This is a genomic window from Alkalilimnicola sp. S0819, assembly GCF_009295635.1.
Classification (GTDB): Bacteria; Pseudomonadota; Gammaproteobacteria; order Nitrococcales; family WHIW01; genus S0819.
This window is the reverse complement of the sequence record NZ_WHIW01000024.1, coordinates 1-17,605: the sequence shown is the minus strand read 5'-3', so window position 1 is coordinate 17,605 and position 17,605 is coordinate 1. Positions and strand designations below refer to the sequence as shown.

Below are 17,605 nucleotides of genomic sequence, written 5' to 3'. Positions count from 1 at the left end.
ACACATTGCCCGCCGAGTCCACATCGGTGGGCAGCAGGCCCAGCACGTTCTCGTAATGATGCCGCGCCGCCTTCATGTCCAGCACACGCAGATTGATGTGACCTATGCGCATAACGCCCATTGTCGTTCTCCTCACTCCTATAGACTCCAGGGACGCCCCATTCGAGGCCGGCGCGCGGAATGCTGCCCGCGCGCCCTTCATCACGACGCGATCACCACTGCCCGATATGGATTCCGGGCGGCAGATTGTCGGTCATGAAATCAAGACGTTTGTATGTCGCGGCCACGCGGCTCTTGCGGCTCAGCATCCAGCGCAGCAGCATCTGCTGATGCTCCTCGCGCACCTCAGCGTGGGCCGGATCCGCCCCCAGGTCATGCAACTCCTTCGGGTCATTCTTCATATCGAACAGCTGCGCCCGATAGCCGTCCCAGTAGACGAATTTCCAACGATCGCTGCGCACCATCCAGCCCCGGCAATTGTCATCCAGCGAGCGCCTCAGCACCTTGCGCGCGCGGCGCGCGGTGTAGTCCAGCTCGCTGATGGCGAACCGGCGCCAGTCCTTCACCGGCTGCTTGCGGGTAAGCGGCAGCAGGGAGCGCCCTTCCACCCTGTGGCGGGGGATCTCCACCCCCAGCGCCTCCAGCGCCGTGGGCACCACGTCCACCGCTTCCACCAGACGCCGGCTGGTCGTGCCACGGGTGGCGTCGGCCTGCTCACTGGGGTCGTAGACGATGAACGGCACGCGCTGCACTTCCTCGAAGAACAGCTCCTTCTCGCCAAAGCCCCGGTCGCCGAGGAAATCCCCATGATCGGCGCAGAACACGATCAGGGTATCCTCCATGCGGCCGCTCTCCTCCAGCAGCGTGAACAAGCGCCCCAGGTGGTCGTCGATCTGCTTGATCAGCCCCATGTAGGTGGGCCGCACATGGCGCACCACCTCCGGGCGGCTGAAGCTCAGCGCTTCATCGTGCTTGCGGTAGGCCTTGAGCACCGGATGCTCGTCGCGTGTCTGCGCCGGCAGGATCTCGCCCGTGTCCGCCTCGCGGTACATATCGTGGTAAGGCGCGGGCACGATGTAGGGCCAGTGGGGCTTGATGTAGGACAGATGCAGCGCCCAGGGCTGATCGCCCTGTTCCGTGATGAACTTCAGCGCCTCGTCGGTGGCATAGGCCGTCTCGGAATGCTGCTCGTCCACCGCGGCGGGCAGATGCGCGTTGCGCATGAGCCACCCGCTCGCCGCCCGGCCCCGAGCGTCCCGGCCACTGTTGGCGTATTCCAGCCAGGGGTCTTCGCCCTCGTAGCCCTGACGTTCGAGATACGCCTTGTAGTCCTCCTTGCCGCTGGGCAAATCCCCCTCGTGCCGCGCAATGACCCGAAAGCCACCCTCGCGCAGCAGCGCGGCGGCGTCCGACGCCGGGTCCAGCCCCAGCCGCTCCATCCCCTCCCGGTCGGGCTCCACATGGGTCTTGCCCACCAGATGCAGGGAACGCCCCTCGGCCTCCAGATAATCCCCCAGCCCCATCTCGTCCACGGGCATGGGGATGAAGTTCCAGGTGGCACCGTGGGAGCTTGGGTAACGGCCGGTGTAATAAGACATGCGAGAGGGGCCGCACACACCGGATTGCACGTAGGCGCGGGTAAAGCGCACGCCCCGGGCCGCCAGACCGTCGATATGGGGTGTGTGCAGCACCTTGTGCCCGTAGCAGGACAGGTAATCCGCCCGCAGCTGATCCGCCATGATGAAAAGGAAGTTACGTATCTTGCTCATGACCCTAGATCTTGTTGGCCAGGAACAGCGTGATCTGCGGCACGAACACCAGCAGCAACAGCACCAGCACGTGGGCGATCACGAAGCTCCCGGCTCCTCGGAAAATGGTGGAGATGGGAATATCCGGCAGCGCGGCCTTGACCACGAACACATTCAAGCCCACCGGCGGCGTGATAAGACCCAGCTCCAGGCAGACCACGAAGATGATGCCGAACCACACCGGGTCCAGGCCCAAGCCGGTGATGACCGGGAAGAACAGGGGCACGGTGAGCAGCAGCAGGCCGATACTCTCGAAGATGCAACCCAGTGCCACGGTGATCGCACAGATCACCAGCACCACGCCCATCGGGGAGAGGCTGAGGGAATTGATCCAGTCCAGCAGCTCCCAGGGCAGGCCGGACAGCGCGATGAAGTTGCCGAAGATCATCGCCCCCGCCAGCACGATCAGCACCGTGGCGGTGGTCACACCGGCCTCCACCAACGAAAGCACGAAGCCCTGCCAGCTCAGGCGCTTGCGCAGCAGCGCGAACAGGAAGGCGCCGGAGGCCCCGATGGCAGCGGCTTCCGTGGGTGTGGCGATGCCCGCATACATGCTGCCCATGACGATGATGAACAACAGCAACACGCCCCAGACGCGCCCCAGGGCCAGCCAGCGCTCCCGAGCGCCGACCCGTTCCGCGGCAGGGCCATCGTCCGGGTTGAGGCGGGTGCGGAACATCACGGCGGCGAAGTAGCCACCCACCAGAACGATCCCCGGGATGATGCCGGCGATGAACAGCTTGGCAATGTCGGTGCGGGTGAGCAGCCCATAGAGCACCAGCGGGACACTGGGCGGAATGAGTATCCCCAGTGTGCCGCCCGCCGCCACGGAGCCCGTGGACAGACCGTCGCTATAGCCGTAACGGCGCATCTCGCGCACGGAGATCTTGCTCATCACCGCGGAGGTGGCCACCGAGGTGCCGCACACCGCGCTGAAACCACCGCAGGCGGCGATGGTCGCCATGGCCAGGCCGCCCCGACGATGCCCCAGCCAGGCCTGCCAGGCCTCGTACATCTCCCGGGCGAGGTTCGCCCGCTCGATGAAGGCGGCCATCAGCAGAAACATGGGCAGTACGGAGAACTCGTACTTGGTGGTGATGTCGAGGATCTGTTGCCCGGCCATGCTGAAGGCGGGTTCGAAACCGCGCAGCGCGCCAAAAGCCACCGTGCCGGAGGCGATCAGCGCATAACCCAGCGGCAGGCCCAGCAGGCCGATGACCAGCAGCCCGAAAAAACCCTTCAACCCGAGAATCATGCCTCACCCCCCGCATCCGCCCGTGGGGCCCGCAGAAGCAGCCACACCATGTACAGATGCACCAGCACGGTGATCGCGGCGAACACGCTGAAGAGCAGCGCGAAAGGCCCGATGGGCAGCTCCAGCGCGCCTATGGTGCGGTTGTTGTCCATCAAACGCTCGCCCAGCAGCCAAAGTCGCCGACTGATGAAACCGACCACCACGGCACTGGCCAGCATCACGGCGATGCGCCGCAGCTTGTCGGCCAGCCCCTTGAACAGCCCGTCGAGCAGGGAAATATTGACGTGGGCGTCGTAGCGGGCGGCCAGCGGCAGGGCGGAGAACACCGCCAGGCCCAGCAACACCTGCACGAGCTCGTAACTTCCGGTCAGCGGTGCGGAGAAGAGATAACGCAGCGCGACATCCGCGGTGGTGACCACCATCATGCTCACCATGCTCAGCGCGATGACGGCGCGCAGCGCTTTCTCCGGCCAGGGGCGAGGAGGCGTCGGCTGATCCGACGCCTCCAGCTCCGCCACCGCCGCCTGGGCCGCGGCGCGACGACTCATTAGTCGCTCCCCCCTTCCTCGGCCAGCAGCAGCTTTACCTGCTCGCGGAAGTAGGCCAGTGCGGCCTCACCATCCACGCCACGGGTCTGCGCCTGTTTCAACCAGTCGCTGACGTAGGGCTTGGCGGCCTCTTTCAGCACGGCCAGCAACTCGTCATTCGGCTTGCCGCGGGTCTTGCCGGCTTCCAGCCATTCCTGGCGGGCAAGCTCTTCCTGGTCATCCCAGTAACGGCAGTACTTGCCGAAGTGCTCGCCGGAGACGCTGCGGATCAAGGCCTGGTCCCGCTCGGGAATACGCTCCCAGGCGCTGCGGTTCATGATGAAGGGGAAGGTGGCGGTGATCAGCCCGCCCGGCACGTCCAGCATGGAGTTGAGATAGCGGGTGACGTTGAAGGCCTTGGCCACGTAGTGGTTCATACCCGCGGCGGCACCGACGGTGCCCGAGGACAGCTGCTCATGGGCGGTGGCGGACGGCGCCACCACCGGCACGGCACCCGCCGCCTTGAGGATATCCACCTGGGGTTTCAGCGCCTGGGTGCGCAGGCCGCGCCAGTCTTCCAGCGCAACGGGCGCCCGCTTGTCGGCACTGAACAGGGTCAGGGGCGCGGCGGCGCAGTAGCCGAGCAGCACCACATCCTTGTACTCACCCGCATCAGCGAAGAATTTCTCGTGGGTACGCCACAGGGCCACGGCGGTGGTCTGGGCGGTGGCGCCCTCCAGGGGGAGCCCGGCGAGCTGTGGCAGACGCAGGGTGTCCTCCATCCAGGCGGACTGGAAGTAGGCGGCATCCGCCACCCCGGAAGTCACCAGCTCCCATTGGCGCGGCGGCGGGGCGAGGCTGGAGGGGGGAACCTGAAAGCGCACCCGCCCTTCGGTAACCCGCTCCACTTCCTCGATCCAGGCCTTCGCGGCCACGGTATTGCCACCGGCGGGCGGCTCATAGGCATTGAACAGGATCTTGACCTCGGCCTGAGCGGCTCCGGTCAAGGCCGACAGCCCCAAGGCTGCACTGAACATCAACTTCTTCATCACTTTGCTCCTCGGTGAAAAGCGCCGTTGATACGGCGTCTATCATTCCGTGCGCGGTGTCCATGGGTGGAGCCGCGCACTCCTGACCCGTTCCATCACATCCCGCAAGGCGGACATGAAACGTTGGAACTCCTCGTCGTCGAAACCGCCGAAGTAGTACTCGAACAGCCGGGAGATCAGCGGCGCCGTCTCCTGGTAGAGGGCGTCACCGCCCTCGGTGAGCGCGACATTGCTCTGACGGCGGTCCCGCCCCTGCTGGTGGCGCAGCACCAGACCACGCGCCTCCAGTGTCGCCACCATCTTGCTCACGCTGGAGCGCTCCAGGACGGCAAGCTCCGCCAGCGCGCTGACGGTGAGCTCACCATGCTCCTTGAGGACCGCCAGCAGACGCCAGGACTTGTGGTCGATATCAAAGCGGCGCAGCACCAGGGTGGCCGTGAGCGTGTGTTCACGCTCGATGCCCGCCAGATAGGGCATGGGCCAGTCCGAGGGCCGAAAGGGCAGGGCCGAGACGCCGTCCGTCGCGGCTATTCCTGGTTGCTTGTCACTCACACGCGCTCCTCGCTCCGACGTAACTTCGTTATGCTGCACCATGGCCGAATGGCCGTTGTGTGCGTTTTCACGTATTATGAACGCAGTTGCGGGGCTGTCAAGAACCGCCTATCCCGCACTGCAATACGACCCAAATCCTCCGCCAGGCAGAGCGTAATCGTGAACAAATCCCGACCCCGCGCAGCCCTGCTGCACCGCCTCTTCCCCTTCCTCCACTGGGCCGGCGAGCTCCGTGGCGCCACCCTGCACGCGGACCTCATGGCCGGTATCACCGGCGCCGTGATCGTCCTGCCCCAGGGGGTGGCCTATGCCATGATCGCCGGTCTGCCACCCCAGTTCGGGCTGTATTCGGCCATCGTCATCCCCATCGTCGCGGGGCTGTTCGGCTCCTCCCGGCACCTGGTCTCCGGACCCACCGCGGCGATTTCGGTGCTGGTGGCCAGTGTGCTCGCGGGCATGAGCATCGCCGAGGGCGATTACATCGCGCTGGCGCTGACGCTGACGCTGCTGGCGGGGGTCTTCCAGCTCGGTTTCGGCCTTGCGCGCATGGGCGCGCTGGTGAATTTCATCTCCCACACGGTGATCGTGGGCTTCACCGCCGGGGCGGCGTTGATCATCGCCCTCAGCCAGACCGGTAATTTGCTGGGCTTGCCCGCCGGTGGGCCGTCGGGGTTGAAAGCCTTCGCCGTCGTGGCCGCCGCGCCCCCGCCCCATCTGGCCACTGCCCTGGGGCTTTTCGCCTTCACGCTGGTGAGCTGTCAGTTGATCCGCAAACTGCGCCCGCGCTGGCCGGCGCTGCTGCTCGCCATGATCGCCGGCAGCCTGCTGGGGGTGGTGATCGGGGCGGGGGAACAGGGCGTGCCCATGGTGGGCGCCATACCCTCGGGCCTGCCGCCGCTGTCGGTACCGGCCTTCACGCCCGAGGTGCTGCAATCGCTGGTGCCGGGGGCATTGGCCGTGGCCCTGCTGGGTCTGATCGAGGCAGTGTCCATCGCCCGGGCCATCGGCCTGCGCAGTCACCAGAGAATCGACAGCAATCAGGAGTTCATCGGCCAGGGGCTGTCCAATATCGTCGGCAGTTTCTTCTCCAGCTACGCCGCCTCCGGCTCCTTCACCCGCTCCGGGGCGAACTACGAGGCTGGCGCGCGCACTCCCCTCGCCGGCATATTCGCCTCGCTGGTGCTGGTGGTGATCGTGCTGAGTTTCCCCCAGGCCAGCGCCTGGCTGCCCATTCCGGTGGTCGCCGCGATCATCGTGCTGATTGCCTGGGGGCTGCTGGACTTCACCACCATTCGCCGGATCGTGCACGCCAGCCGCGAGGAAACGGCGGTACTGGGGGCCACCTTCCTGGCCGCCATCGTGATCAACCTGGAGTTCGCCATCATCACCGGAGTGGCGCTATCACTGTTCCTGTACCTGCGCCGCACCTCCCAACCCGGCGTGATTCCCGTGGCGCCTCATCCGGACCGCCCCGCCCCGGGGCTGCGCAACGCGCGCAAGCATGGTCTGCCCGAAGACCCGCGGCTGCGCATCCTGCGCCTGGACGGCTCCCTGTTCTTCGGTGCTGTGGAGCATGTGCAGGGGCAGCTGCAGCGCCTGTCCGCGGATCAAAAGCGCATCCTGCTGGTCTGCAGTGGGGTGAATTTCATCGATCTGGCCGGGGCGGAGATGCTGCTCCACGAAGCCAGGCGCCTGCGCCGGGAAGGCGGTGCGCTGTATCTGTGCGGCCTGCGCGACACGGCCCGGCGCAAGCTGCAGCAGGGCCGGTTCCTGGACGCGCTGGGACGGGATCACATCTTCGGTGACCCGGCCCGCGCGCTGGCGGCCCTGCTTCCCGACGAGCCCCCGAGCCCGGGCAATACGCCTCAGACCACGGAGACGAAGGGCCAGGGCTGACCGTCCAGCTTCAGGTCTTCCGGCGCCAGCCCCGCGCCGAACAAATAGCCCTGGATGGCATCGCAGCCGTATTCAGCCAGCCGCTGGTACTGCTCGCGTGTCTCCACCCCTTCGGCAATGACGCTCATGCCCAGGGCGCGGGCCAGGGCGATGATGGCCTGGACAATGGAGCCACTGGCCGGGTTCTCAGCCAGATCCCGGATGAAGGCCACGTCGATCTTCAGAGTGTCCACCGGGAATTTCTCCAGGTAGGCCAGGCTGGAGTAGCCGGTGCCAAAATCATCCACCGATATGCTGAAGCCGCGCTCGCGCAGGGCCCGTAGCTGCGCGATGGTCTGGGGCGCGTCTTCCATGAGCTCGGTTTCAGTCAACTCCAGGCCCAGTGACAGATTGCCGGGCAGGCTGCCCGATTCCTCCAGGGCCGCATCCACGACCTGCAGGAAATCCGGCGCCTTGAGCTGGGAGACCGACAGATTCACCGCCACCTTCAGCCGGCAGGCGCTGCGCTGGGCCAGCTCCCGCGCCTGGCGGAAGGCCTCTCCCATCACCCAGGTGCCTATGGGCAGCATCAGGCCGGCGGATTCCGCCACCGGCACGAAACGCGCCGGGCTCACCGGGCCCAGCTCCGGATGCCGCCAACGCAACAGGGTCTCCACCCCCAGCAAGCGCCGATCTTCAACGGCCACCACCGGTTGATAACGCAGGTACAGCTCCCGACGCTCCAGCGCCCGGTGCAGGGCGGACTCCAGCGCCAGACGCTCCTCGGCGCGGCGCTGGAGTTCGGGCACGAAGTAGCGAAAGCGGCTGCCGCCCGCCTTCGCCGTGGCCAACGCCGTTTCCGCATGCTGCAGCAGGGTCCCGGCACTGTCCCCGTCCGCCGGCCACAGGCTCACACCGATGCAGGCGTTCAAGGCCAGCTCCGGCTCCCTGAGCCCCAGATTGCCGCTCATCTGCTCGGAGAGCATATGCAACAGGCCGCTGAGGCGCTCCGCGCCGGGTGCCTCCACCAGGGTGATGCCGAATACCGCCGCCCGCAAGCGGGCCAGGTCCGCCTGTTCCGGCAGGAGACCGCGCAGACGTTCGGAGGCGGTGCGCAGCACCTGGTCACCCAGGCTCAGGCCATGCACGGCGTTCACTTCGCGCAGGCCTTGCAGCGCCAACACGATGACCACCAGATGCCCGGGCTGCTGCTCACGCCGCAGCATGCCCAGCGCCATCTCCACCCGGTCCCGGAAACGCGCTTCGTTGGCCAGACCGGTGAGCGGATCGGTGACCGATACCACCGCCAGGCGCTCGGCCTGGCGCAGGTGCTGCAGGGCGTGGGCGATATCCGCGGCCAGTTCCTGCAACAGGCACATTTCCGCCGCGTCCAGGCGGTGTGTGTCGCTCAGGAACAGGTTCAGGCAACCCGCCACCTCACCGCCATCCCACCCGAAGGGCAGCACGATGCAGCGCGCGTACCGGGCCGGGTCCAGCCGCTGGTGCCAATAGGCAGCCCGCCCGGCGGGCGGGTAGATGGTCGGGCGGCCGCTGGCGCAGGCCCGGGACAGTGCGCCGTGCGCATCTGCCGCACTGCCCACTCGAGGCACCAGCTCGGCCCGCTCGGCCTCGGTGCCGCCGAAGCTCACCACCACCGCCCAGCGCTCTTGCCGCCCGCTCACCAGGCCCACCCAAACCAGTGGAAAGCCCCCCTGACGCACCGCGATGCGGCAGGATTCCTCCAGCAGTTCCTGCTGGCCGCCCACCCGGATGATCAGGCTGTTGATGCTGCTGAGTACCGCGTACAGGCGATTCAGCCGGCGCAGCTCGGCATCCCGGTCCTGCAGCCGTGCAGCCATGTCGTTAAAGCTGAGCGCCAGCCGGTCCAGCTCATCGCCGCGACCAGTCACCGGGGCCCGGGTCGCCAACTGCCCCGCGGCCAGCCTCTGGGCCGCCAACTGGACACGGCGTACGGGCTCCACCACCAGTCGACGGCTCACCCAGGTTACCGCCAGCAGCAACAGCAGCATGGCAGCCATCAGACTCATGGCATCGCGCAGCAAGCGCCGGGCAAGCGGCGCGTAGATAGCCTCGGTATCCAGCGAGGCATAGACCATGGCGGGATTGTTCGGCTCCAGGGCGAACCGGGCAAAGGCATAGATGCGCTCTTCCGGGCCCACCCCGTGGAGCACACCCGCCCGGCGGTCCCGGGTCAGGCGGTCGATGACCTCCAGTTCCGGCGGCACCTCACCGATCATCAGCGTGCCTGGGGGGTGGTGAGCCAACAGCCGGCCCCGTGATCCCACGAGGCTGATATCGGTATTGGGCGGGAAATCCGCGCGGCGCAGCAGCTCGGCCGGGGAGGAGAGCTCCAACATGATGAAAGCCACGGCCTCCACCCCTTGGCGGTCGTTCCGGATGGGCGCCATCACGGCCAGCACATCGCGCCCCAGCACAGGGCTGAACTCATAGCTCCCGAGCACCGGGCGTCCGTTGCGGAACACGGCGTGAAAGCTGTACATATAGCTGTAGTTGGCGCGCTTTCCCGGAGAGGGAACAGCGGAGCAAAGCACCCGACCGTCCGCTTCGATACGGCCCATATTGCCGATCAGGCCGGCCTGCCCGGCGCGCAACTTCCGCACATAGGCCGTGCATTCGTCGGCCGCCCCGTCTCGGACCACCGGCACCGCGGCGAGCAGTTCCACCTGCACCTTGCCCCGCTCGACAATCCGCAACTGGGCATTGGCGGCCATGCGCACCGCGCTCACGGCGCTTTGCTCCGCGTCCGCCATCACCCGGCTACGCTGCTCGGTGTAGTCGAACAGCACGATGGCGACGCCGGGAAGAAAGGCCAGCAGAAGAATCAGCAGCAGCCGCCCCTGCAAACCGGAACGCGACCACGGCAGGGCGATAGGCATCCGCGTCCCCCAAAAGATTACGACCCTTCAGGAGACATGGCGTTGAAGAAGACAACGATCAATTACCCCGGCCTGCACGCCGGGGGCGATCGATCAAAGGCGGGAGGCAGGCGCGATCAGGCTTCCGGATCGCCCTGGGTGAGATACGCCCACATGCGCGCGGCGATACCGCCACCCCAAATGGCGCGGGCACGGGCATCCTCGGCACTGAGCAGCGCCTCGTCGGCAAGCCCGGCGCGCAGGGCGTCCAGCTCGATACGGGCGGCATCCTCCAGGAACCAGGTGAGCACCACCGCCTTTTCCAGGGAGTCGGCGAAGGTCACCACGCCGTTGCCCTTCATCACCAGGGCCGGGCTGTCCTCCAGCAGGTCCACCGCCTGCACCGCGCGCTCATCGTCGCGGATGAGCTGCACATCGGGCCACAGCGCCGGCTGCGGGTAGAAGTAGGAGCCCATGCCGTGGCGCGGCCGGGGCACCCGCCCCAGGGCGGACAGCGACATCAACTGCGCGGGCATGCTGCGGCACACCCCGCGGATCTCCGGGCGGCGCTGGTAGATCTGCTGGTGCAGGCGCACCTCGCCCAGCACGCCTTCGGGCAGCGGGCCGCGCACCGGCACCACGGTGCCGGCGCGCCCGGGGGGTATCAGCCCCATGGGCATGGCCGCGCAGACCAGCATATGGTCATCGTCCAGGCGCAGGCTGCAGTGGCCGTAGGCATGGGCCAGGCCGTTGCGCCCCAGGGCGCGGGCGGCCTGGCGTACCAGCCGCTGCTGGTCTTCGGTGACGCTCAGGCTCATTTACTTGAACTCCTTGATGTTGGGCTTGGCGCCCCACATGCAGAAGCCCTTGGGTTCGAAGGGGAACTGACGCGGGCGGTAGTTCTCTTCGTCCTCGATGCTGCGCACGCCGCTGGAGTACTCGTACACCATGCCGTCGGGGCCTTCGAAGTACAGGAAGCGCGCCCCGGAGGTCGGGTGACGGCCCGGCCCGAAGGTGATCACCGCATCGCGCTCCTGCAGGAAGTACCAGCTGCGCATGATGTCGTCCACGGTCTCCACCTGATGGTTGATGTGCTGCACACCGGCGAAGTCCGAGGGGAACAGGGCAATCTTGTGGTGGATCTCGTCGATGCGCAGCAGCGGCGAGACGCCGATCCAGTCGGAAACGCGCGCATTGCACACTTCGGTCCAGAAGCGCTCGTCACGCTGAGGGTCGGCGGAGCGCAGGCCGATATGCTGGAAGCCGGTGATACCCGCATCGCGGCTGGGGAAGTAGCGCCAGCCGGAATGCATGGGCCGCCACACCAGCTCGATGGTGTTGCCGGTAGGGTCGATGAATTCCAGCATGCGCATCACGAAGCGCTCTTCGCATTCGGCGTCGGTGCCCCAGCGGGTGGGGCGGCCGGCGGCCTCCAACTGCTGCTTGGCCTGCTCCAGCTCCTCGACGGTGGCGATCTCGAAGGCGGTGCGGTGATCCTTCGGGTCACCGTCGAAATACACCAGGGTGTGGTCCCGGCTGTCGGAGCGGAAATACACCGCGTCGCCCACGGTGCGGACTTTCTCCAGGCCCAGCACAGCGGTGCAGTACTCGGTGGCGGCATCCACATCGCCCGTGCCCAGCCGCACGTAGCGAATGTCCTGCAATTGAATCATCGATGGATCCTCCGCAGGCCCGGCGATTCCCGGGCCTATTGTTGTTTACGCCTGCTCGAACGGCAGGGGGCTGCGGTCGGTGAGCGCCATCTGCTTCCTGGCCAGACGCTCGAGCATATCCATTTTGACCGCGCCGGCCGCCGGATCGTTCCAGAGGTTATTCATCTCGTGGGGGTCTTGATGCAGGTCGTAGAGCTCGCCCCAGGTTTCACCGTGGTAGACGGTAAGCCGGTGCCGAGCGGTCACGAGGCTGCGCACTCGCGGCGGCGTGTCCAGCCCATAGAGTATCCGCTGACCATCCTCTTCCACCAGTACCGACTCTTCGTCGCCGCCGCGGGCCTCACCCTGCAGCAGGGGCAGAATGCTGCGCCCCTGCATGCCGTGGTAGGGCTCGATGCCGGCGCGGTCGAGTATGCTCGCGGGCAGGTCGATGGTCTCGGTGAGCGCGCCGGAAGCCGCCGCGCCGTGGGCCCGATCCGCCGTATCCTTCCAGATGAAGGGAACGCGCAGCACCGACTGGTAGTGGATCGGCCCCTTGAGCAGCAGGCGATGATCGCCCAGGAAGTCGCCGTGATCAGCGGTGAACACCAGCACGGTGTTCTCGGCCAGGCCCAGCGCTTCCAGCTCCGCGACCAGTTCCCCCACCGCGTCATCGATCATGGCGATCATGCCGCAGGACAGGGCCATGGCCTCGCGCGCCTCGCGCTCGTTCACCGCGAAGGCCATCATGCCCTGGGCGCGCTTGCCGGGCTCTTCCTCGTGGCAGTGGCGCACGGTAGGCGGCGGGTTGTAGGCGCCCTGGGGGTGGAAGGACGCGGGCAGCGTCATGTCCTCGGGGCGGTACATGTCCCAATATTTGCCCGGGGGCGTGAAGGGATGGTGGGGGTCCGGGAAGGAGACCTTGAGGAAGAAGGGCTGCCCGGTGTTCCAGCGCGCATGGCGGCGCAGATAGTTGCGGCTCTTCTCCAGCACGTAGCGAGTCGGGTAGAGCTCCTCGGGCACGGCGGTGCGCCAGGCCTGGGGGCAGACGTAGTCGTGGGGCAGCGCCTTGTCGGGACCGCGCAGCGCGTCCGGATCGACGCCCTGGTCACGCAGCCAGTGGAGGTAATCGCCGCCCGCCTGGTCGCCATGATCGGTGACCAGGTCCACATGCTCGAAGCCATAAAAAGGGGTGTCGACTCGGGCATCCGGGCTGGCCCAGTGCTGCGGCCGCTCCTGCCCCACCCGCTCGTCGTAGTAGTCGCGCAGGCTCGCATCGTCCATGCCCGCGGGGGGCTGGCGGTAATCGGGACGCTTGACCTCGCGCTTCAACATGGGCGGGTTGCCGGTCATGGTCTGCAGGTGGCTCTTGCCTACCAGCGCGGTGCGATAGCCATGGGCGCGCAACTGGTGCACGAAGGTGTTGGCCGTGGGGTCCAGCGGTATGCCGTTGTGGCGCACGCCGTTCACCGAGGGGATGCGCCCGGTCATGAGCGCGGCCCGGTTGGGCATGCAGATGGGGGTGTTCACATAGCAGCGATCGAAACGTGTGCCGGCGGCGGCCATGGCGTCGATGTGCGGGGTTTTCAGCACCGGGTGGCCGTAGCAGCCCAGATAATCGGCCCGGTGCTGATCGGTGATGATGAAAACGAAATTCGGCGAATCCATGGGAAATCCTCGTCGGGTCGCGGGGCCGCGGGCTCAGGCGGCGGCAAGGCGGGCGCGGCGGCGCAGCAGATCACTGACCAGCAGCAGCGCGCCCAGCAGCAGGCCGACCAGGCCGGGCCACCAGCCCAGCGTGGTGGCGTCCTGGGGAATCAGCAGCAGCAGGCCCGCCGCCCCCCAGAGCAGGCGGCGCGGCAGCGTCAAGGGCAGCAGCAGGTAGCCGGCGATGGCGCCGCAGGCAGCCCACAGGCCGGCGATGGCGGTAAGCAGGGTGGCGGCGTTGTCCAGCCAGCTCCCCCCCTGCAGCAGCAGGCTGGGCGAGAGCACGAACAGGAAGGGAATGAGGTAAGCCACCCAGCCGAACACTGCCGAGCGCACCGCGGTGCTCATGGGCGCGGTGCCGGAAATGGACGCCGCCGTGAACGCCGCCAGCGCCACCGGCGGAGTGATCATGCAGAGCATGCCGTAATAGAGGATGAACAAATGCGCGGCGATGGGCTCCACCCCCACGGCCACCAGCGAGGGAGCCAGCAGGGTCGCCAGCAGCACATAGACACCCACTGTGGGCATGCCCATGCCGAGGATCACCGCCAGCACCGCGACGATGCCCAGCAGCAGCGCCAGGTTGCCCTCGCCCACGCGTGCGAGCATGTCGGTGAGGGTGAAGCCCAGGCCGGTCATGTTCAGCACGCCGATGACGATGCCGGCGCCGGCGGCCACCACGATGACCGTGGTCACGGTGCGCCCGGTGGCGGCCAGCACGCCCAGCGTATTGCGCAGATTCAGCCGGTCGGCGCCGTAGCCGAAGACCACCCCCAGCACCAGCACGCACACGGCCGCCATCAGCGCGGCGTCCACCTCGTTGATGGCGTAGCCGAACAGCGCCACGATCAGCACCACGAAGGGCAGCACATAGACCCCCCCCCGGCGCAGCACCTGACGGCGGTTGGGGATTTCGGACTCTTCCAGGGCGGCGATGCGGTGTTTCACCGCATACAGATCCACCATGATGAACAGCGAGATGTAGTACAGCATCGCCGGCACCAGCGCGGCCAGCACCACCTGGCTGTAGGGAATCTGCAGGAATTCGGCCATGAGAAAGGCCACCGCCCCCATCACCGGCGGCATCAGCTGCCCGCCGGTGGAGGCCACAGCCTCCACGGCCGCTGCATCCTTCGGCGCGTAGCCGGTCTTGCGCATCAGCGGGATGGTCACCACGCCGGTGGAGGCCACATTGGACACCGCGCTGCCGGAGACGGAGCCGAACAAGCCCGAGGCGGTGATGGCGATCTTCGCCGGCCCGCCGCGGTATCGGCCCATCAGCGACATGGCGATGTCGGTGAAGAAGTTCGCCCCGCCGGAGCGGAACAAGAGCTCACCAATCAACAGGAACGCCACCACCACGGTGGCCGAGACCACCAACGCGGTACCCAGCACCGCGTTGGCATCGGTGCCCAGATACACGAACAGCTCGCCCAGCGGCACTTCGCGGCCCTGGAAACCCGCCGGCAGATGGTGGCCGAACAGCCCCAGCAGCACGAACACCGCCAGCAGCCCCATGAGGAAGTTGCCCGCCACTCGGCGCACCGCCTCCAGCAGCCCGAGCACACAGATCACGGACACCAGCAGGGCGTCGGTCTGGATGTCGTAGACGGCAAGAATAAGCCGATCGTAGTGCACCGCCGTGTAGCCGGCGGCGAGCATCACCGCCACGGCGGCGATCCAGTCGTAGAAGGGCGCGCCCCGCCCCTGACGGGGGCGCCCGGAAAAACCGATCTCCAGTAACGGGATGGGCAGCGCCACGGCGAGCACGGCCGCCAGATACTGCTCGGTATAGAGAGACAGGCCAAACCAGCGGGGCGCATTCAGCGCCCAACCGATGGCCATGATCGTGAGCAGCGCGCAAAGGGCGCCGGAGATCAAGCGCGTCATGACATTACCCCGCGGGATCGGCCAGGAAAGGGTCCGCTCAGCGCAGACCCTGCTCCTTCAGGAAGGCCTCGGCGGCCGGGTGATAGGGAATCACCACATCACGGCCCATGTCTTCCTTCTTGAACAGGCGGAAGGCGCCGTGGGTCTGGGCGATGTCGTCGGTCTTCTCCAGCAGGGTTTCCAGCATCATGCGCACATCCTTGTCCGACACCCGGGCATTGGCGGTGAGCACCAGGGAGGAGGCGAGCAGATTGGTGGGCTCGTCCAGGGCGGCGATGCCGTCGGCCGGCTGCACGGTGAGGAAGTAGCTGCTGGGTGCGACCCGCTGCATGGCGCGCTCGGCCTTCTCCCCGCCGGGGATGGGCAGGAAGCGCAGGCCACCGCGCACGGCGGCATCCGCCTGGGCCACCGCGCCGGAACCCACGGAGAAGATCGCGGCATCGACCTTGCCGGAAGCAAGCTCATCCAGCCCACGCACACCGGCGGGGACCGGCACTTCCTGCACGTCGTCCATGCTCATGCCCGCGGTAGCAAGCACCGCCTCCTGCATCTTCAGCAGCGCGCGCTGGCGGGGGAAACCGCCGGCCACCCGCTTGCCGCGCAGGTCCTCCAGGCTCTGGATGTCGGAGTCGGCGCGCACCAGGATGCCCACCCGCAGGGGCAGCAGCACCGCCACGGCGCGCAGATCCTGCTGCGGCTTGCCCTTGAACATGGCCTCACCGGCGTGGGCGTAGGCCAGCGGGATGCTGGGAGTCACAGTGAAGTCGTAGACGCCGCGGTTGACCATGGGCAGCACCACCACCGGGCCGCCCTGGGGCACCACCCGGGTGCTCGCGCCCCGGTCACCGGCGGCGCTGGCAATGGCGGCGGCGATGGAATAAGCCACCGAGCCCTGAGGCAAGGTGCCCATGTTCAGGGTCTTGGCGCTGGCAACCCCCGCGCCCAGGGTCAGCGCCGCGGCGCAGAAAAGGCTCAGGGCCTTGCGGAATTTCAGGTTCATGTCGGTCTCCTTCCTCACAGGTGCCAGTCGATGGAAAGCAGGTCGACCGGCTAATCGTTGTGTGCACAAGAGGGCAGCACCCCCTAGGAGTCTAGGAAACCCGACTTAAAAGTGTAGTTAAAGTGAAATGATCCGGCTTTAGGTGAGTTTTATTCACGTGACAGGCGCAAGCCACCCTGGCGCACGCAGCCCAGGAATTGCCGCGCCAAGGGCCCCAGGCCCGCCTCGCCGCGGGTGGTGATACCCACCGGGGAGGACGTATTGCTGGTATCCAGCGGCAACTCCGCCAGCCAGCCCTGGTCCAGATCCAGGGCGATCATGCCTCGGGGCGTAACCCATAGCGTATCGCTCCGGAGCACAGAGGCGCGGCCGAACTCCGCCGACACGGATTCCACGATGTCGTGCAACTCGGTGAGCCCGCGACTGATCAGCCAGCGTTCGCAGTCGTGGCGGATGATGGTGCCGGATAGCGGCAGGATGACGCGATATCTCGCCAGAACACCGGTCTGCAGCGGCCTGCCCCCCCGCACCAGGGGATGGTCGGGGCGCGCCACGATGGCGAGGTTCTCGTAGAACAGTTCCTCGAAACGCAGCCCCATCATGTCCTGGGGGCTGGACAGCCGGCCCACCACGAAATCCAGCTCCCCCACCCGCAGCTGGGTGAGCAGCTGCTTGTTGGTGCCGGTGTAAATCACCACGGTGGTTTCCGGGTGGTGGCGCTTGAAGGCCTCCACCGCGCCGGGCAGCACCCGGTTGGCCACGTTGGGCAACGCCCCCACCAGCACCGAATGCCGGGCATCGCGCCGAGCCTGGGCGATCAACGCCACCCCTTCCTGCACGGCGGTGAGACTGGCGCTGGCGTAGCGGTAGAAGATCTCGCCGGCCGGCGTCAGGGTGGCGCCCCTGCGGCCCCGCTCCATCAAGCGCTCGCCGATCAGCTCTTCCAGCTCACTCAGCGTCTTGGACGCGGCGGACGGCGAGATGGCCAGCACCTCGGCGGCTTCCGCCAGGGTGCCCCGACGCACGACTTCCACGAAGCAGCGCAGGTGGCGCTGCTTGACGCGATCATTGATGCGAGCGATGTCCATGGGGGACATGGTAACCCAGGATGGTGGCCTCCACGGCTCCACCCGACCACCCGTCGCCGCGGTACCGCGCAGCGGAATCGAGGATCCACAGGCCAGCCAGGCCCGGGGATCTCCTCACGGCGGGAGGCCCAAGCCCCCCTTGGTTTACACCCCTTCCGTGTACACCGAGGTGAAGGCCTCGTTCAGCTCCCCGGTGTGGTAGAAGATCGCCGAGCCGATGTTGTCCTCGGTCCAGGTGATCACCGGCATATCGGGATAGGCCGCGTAGCCGAGGCCCGCGAAGGTCTCGTTGCGGTTGCCCGAGG

The 17,605-nt window shown here is 67.1% G+C and carries 13 protein-coding genes; 1 reads left to right on the top strand and 12 read right to left on the bottom strand.

Annotation, left to right across the window (positions count from 1 at the left end):
- Positions 1-212: 212 nt before the first annotated feature.
- The 5 genes from GBG68_RS13620 to GBG68_RS13600 are packed head-to-tail and all read right to left on the bottom strand — an operon-like array spanning position 213 to position 5,191.
- Positions 213-1,769, bottom strand: coding sequence for a sulfatase-like hydrolase/transferase (locus GBG68_RS13620; protein ID WP_152148292.1), 1,557 nt, complete (start codon positions 1,767-1,769; stop codon positions 213-215).
- Positions 1,770-1,773: 4 nt separating this feature from the next.
- The gene (locus tag GBG68_RS13615) at positions 1,774-3,063 is read right to left on the bottom strand and encodes a TRAP transporter large permease (protein ID WP_152148291.1); all 1,290 of its coding nucleotides are present in this window, start codon (positions 3,061-3,063) and stop codon (positions 1,774-1,776) included.
- Positions 3,060-3,611, bottom strand: a complete 552-nt coding sequence (locus tag GBG68_RS13610; protein ID WP_152148289.1) for a TRAP transporter small permease — start codon at positions 3,609-3,611, stop codon at positions 3,060-3,062. The genes GBG68_RS13615 and GBG68_RS13610 overlap by 4 nt, the downstream gene beginning before the upstream one ends.
- On the bottom strand, positions 3,611-4,639 hold the full coding sequence (gene dctP, locus GBG68_RS13605) for a TRAP transporter substrate-binding protein DctP (protein WP_152148287.1): 1,029 nt from the start codon (positions 4,637-4,639) through the stop codon (positions 3,611-3,613). The genes GBG68_RS13610 and dctP overlap by 1 nt, the downstream gene beginning before the upstream one ends.
- Before the next feature lie 42 nt (positions 4,640-4,681).
- A complete protein-coding gene (locus GBG68_RS13600; RefSeq protein WP_193222349.1) occupies positions 4,682-5,191 on the bottom strand; it encodes a MarR family winged helix-turn-helix transcriptional regulator in 510 nt (169 codons plus the stop codon).
- A gap of 159 nt (positions 5,192-5,350) precedes the next feature.
- Here GBG68_RS13600 and GBG68_RS13595 point away from each other — a divergent pair, with 159 nt between their 5' ends.
- On the top strand, positions 5,351-7,087 hold the full coding sequence (locus GBG68_RS13595) for a SulP family inorganic anion transporter (RefSeq protein WP_226801810.1): 1,737 nt from the start codon (positions 5,351-5,353) through the stop codon (positions 7,085-7,087).
- On the opposite strand, the gene GBG68_RS13590 is transcribed toward GBG68_RS13595, so the two are convergent.
- The 7 genes from GBG68_RS13590 to pcaQ all read right to left on the bottom strand — a co-directional run bounded on the left by GBG68_RS13590 (position 7,057) and on the right by pcaQ (position 17,309).
- Positions 7,057-9,984: an EAL domain-containing protein gene (locus tag GBG68_RS13590; RefSeq protein ID WP_152148283.1), complete on the bottom strand. Its 2,928-nt coding sequence runs from the start codon at positions 9,982-9,984 to the stop codon at positions 7,057-7,059. The two genes, GBG68_RS13595 and GBG68_RS13590, sit on opposite strands and share 31 nt — an antisense overlap.
- Before the next feature lie 116 nt (positions 9,985-10,100).
- Positions 10,101-10,781: a class II aldolase/adducin family protein gene (locus GBG68_RS13585; protein ID WP_152148281.1), complete on the bottom strand. Its 681-nt coding sequence runs from the start codon at positions 10,779-10,781 to the stop codon at positions 10,101-10,103.
- A complete protein-coding gene (locus GBG68_RS13580; RefSeq protein WP_152148279.1) occupies positions 10,782-11,636 on the bottom strand; it encodes a VOC family protein in 855 nt (284 codons plus the stop codon). It lies immediately after the preceding gene.
- 45 nt (positions 11,637-11,681) lie between these two features.
- Positions 11,682-13,283: a sulfatase gene (locus tag GBG68_RS13575; protein WP_152148277.1), complete on the bottom strand. Its 1,602-nt coding sequence runs from the start codon at positions 13,281-13,283 to the stop codon at positions 11,682-11,684.
- A 33-nt stretch (positions 13,284-13,316) separates the two neighbouring features.
- Positions 13,317-15,212: a TRAP transporter permease gene (locus GBG68_RS13570; protein WP_152148275.1), complete on the bottom strand. Its 1,896-nt coding sequence runs from the start codon at positions 15,210-15,212 to the stop codon at positions 13,317-13,319.
- Positions 15,213-15,249: 37 nt separating this feature from the next.
- Entirely contained in the window at positions 15,250-16,212 is a 963-nt protein-coding gene (locus GBG68_RS13565) for a TAXI family TRAP transporter solute-binding subunit (protein ID WP_152148273.1), read from the bottom strand.
- Positions 16,213-16,361: 149 nt separating this feature from the next.
- The gene (gene pcaQ / locus GBG68_RS13560) at positions 16,362-17,309 is read right to left on the bottom strand and encodes a pca operon transcription factor PcaQ (RefSeq protein WP_152148271.1); all 948 of its coding nucleotides are present in this window, start codon (positions 17,307-17,309) and stop codon (positions 16,362-16,364) included.
- Positions 17,310-17,605: the final 296 nt, after the last annotated feature.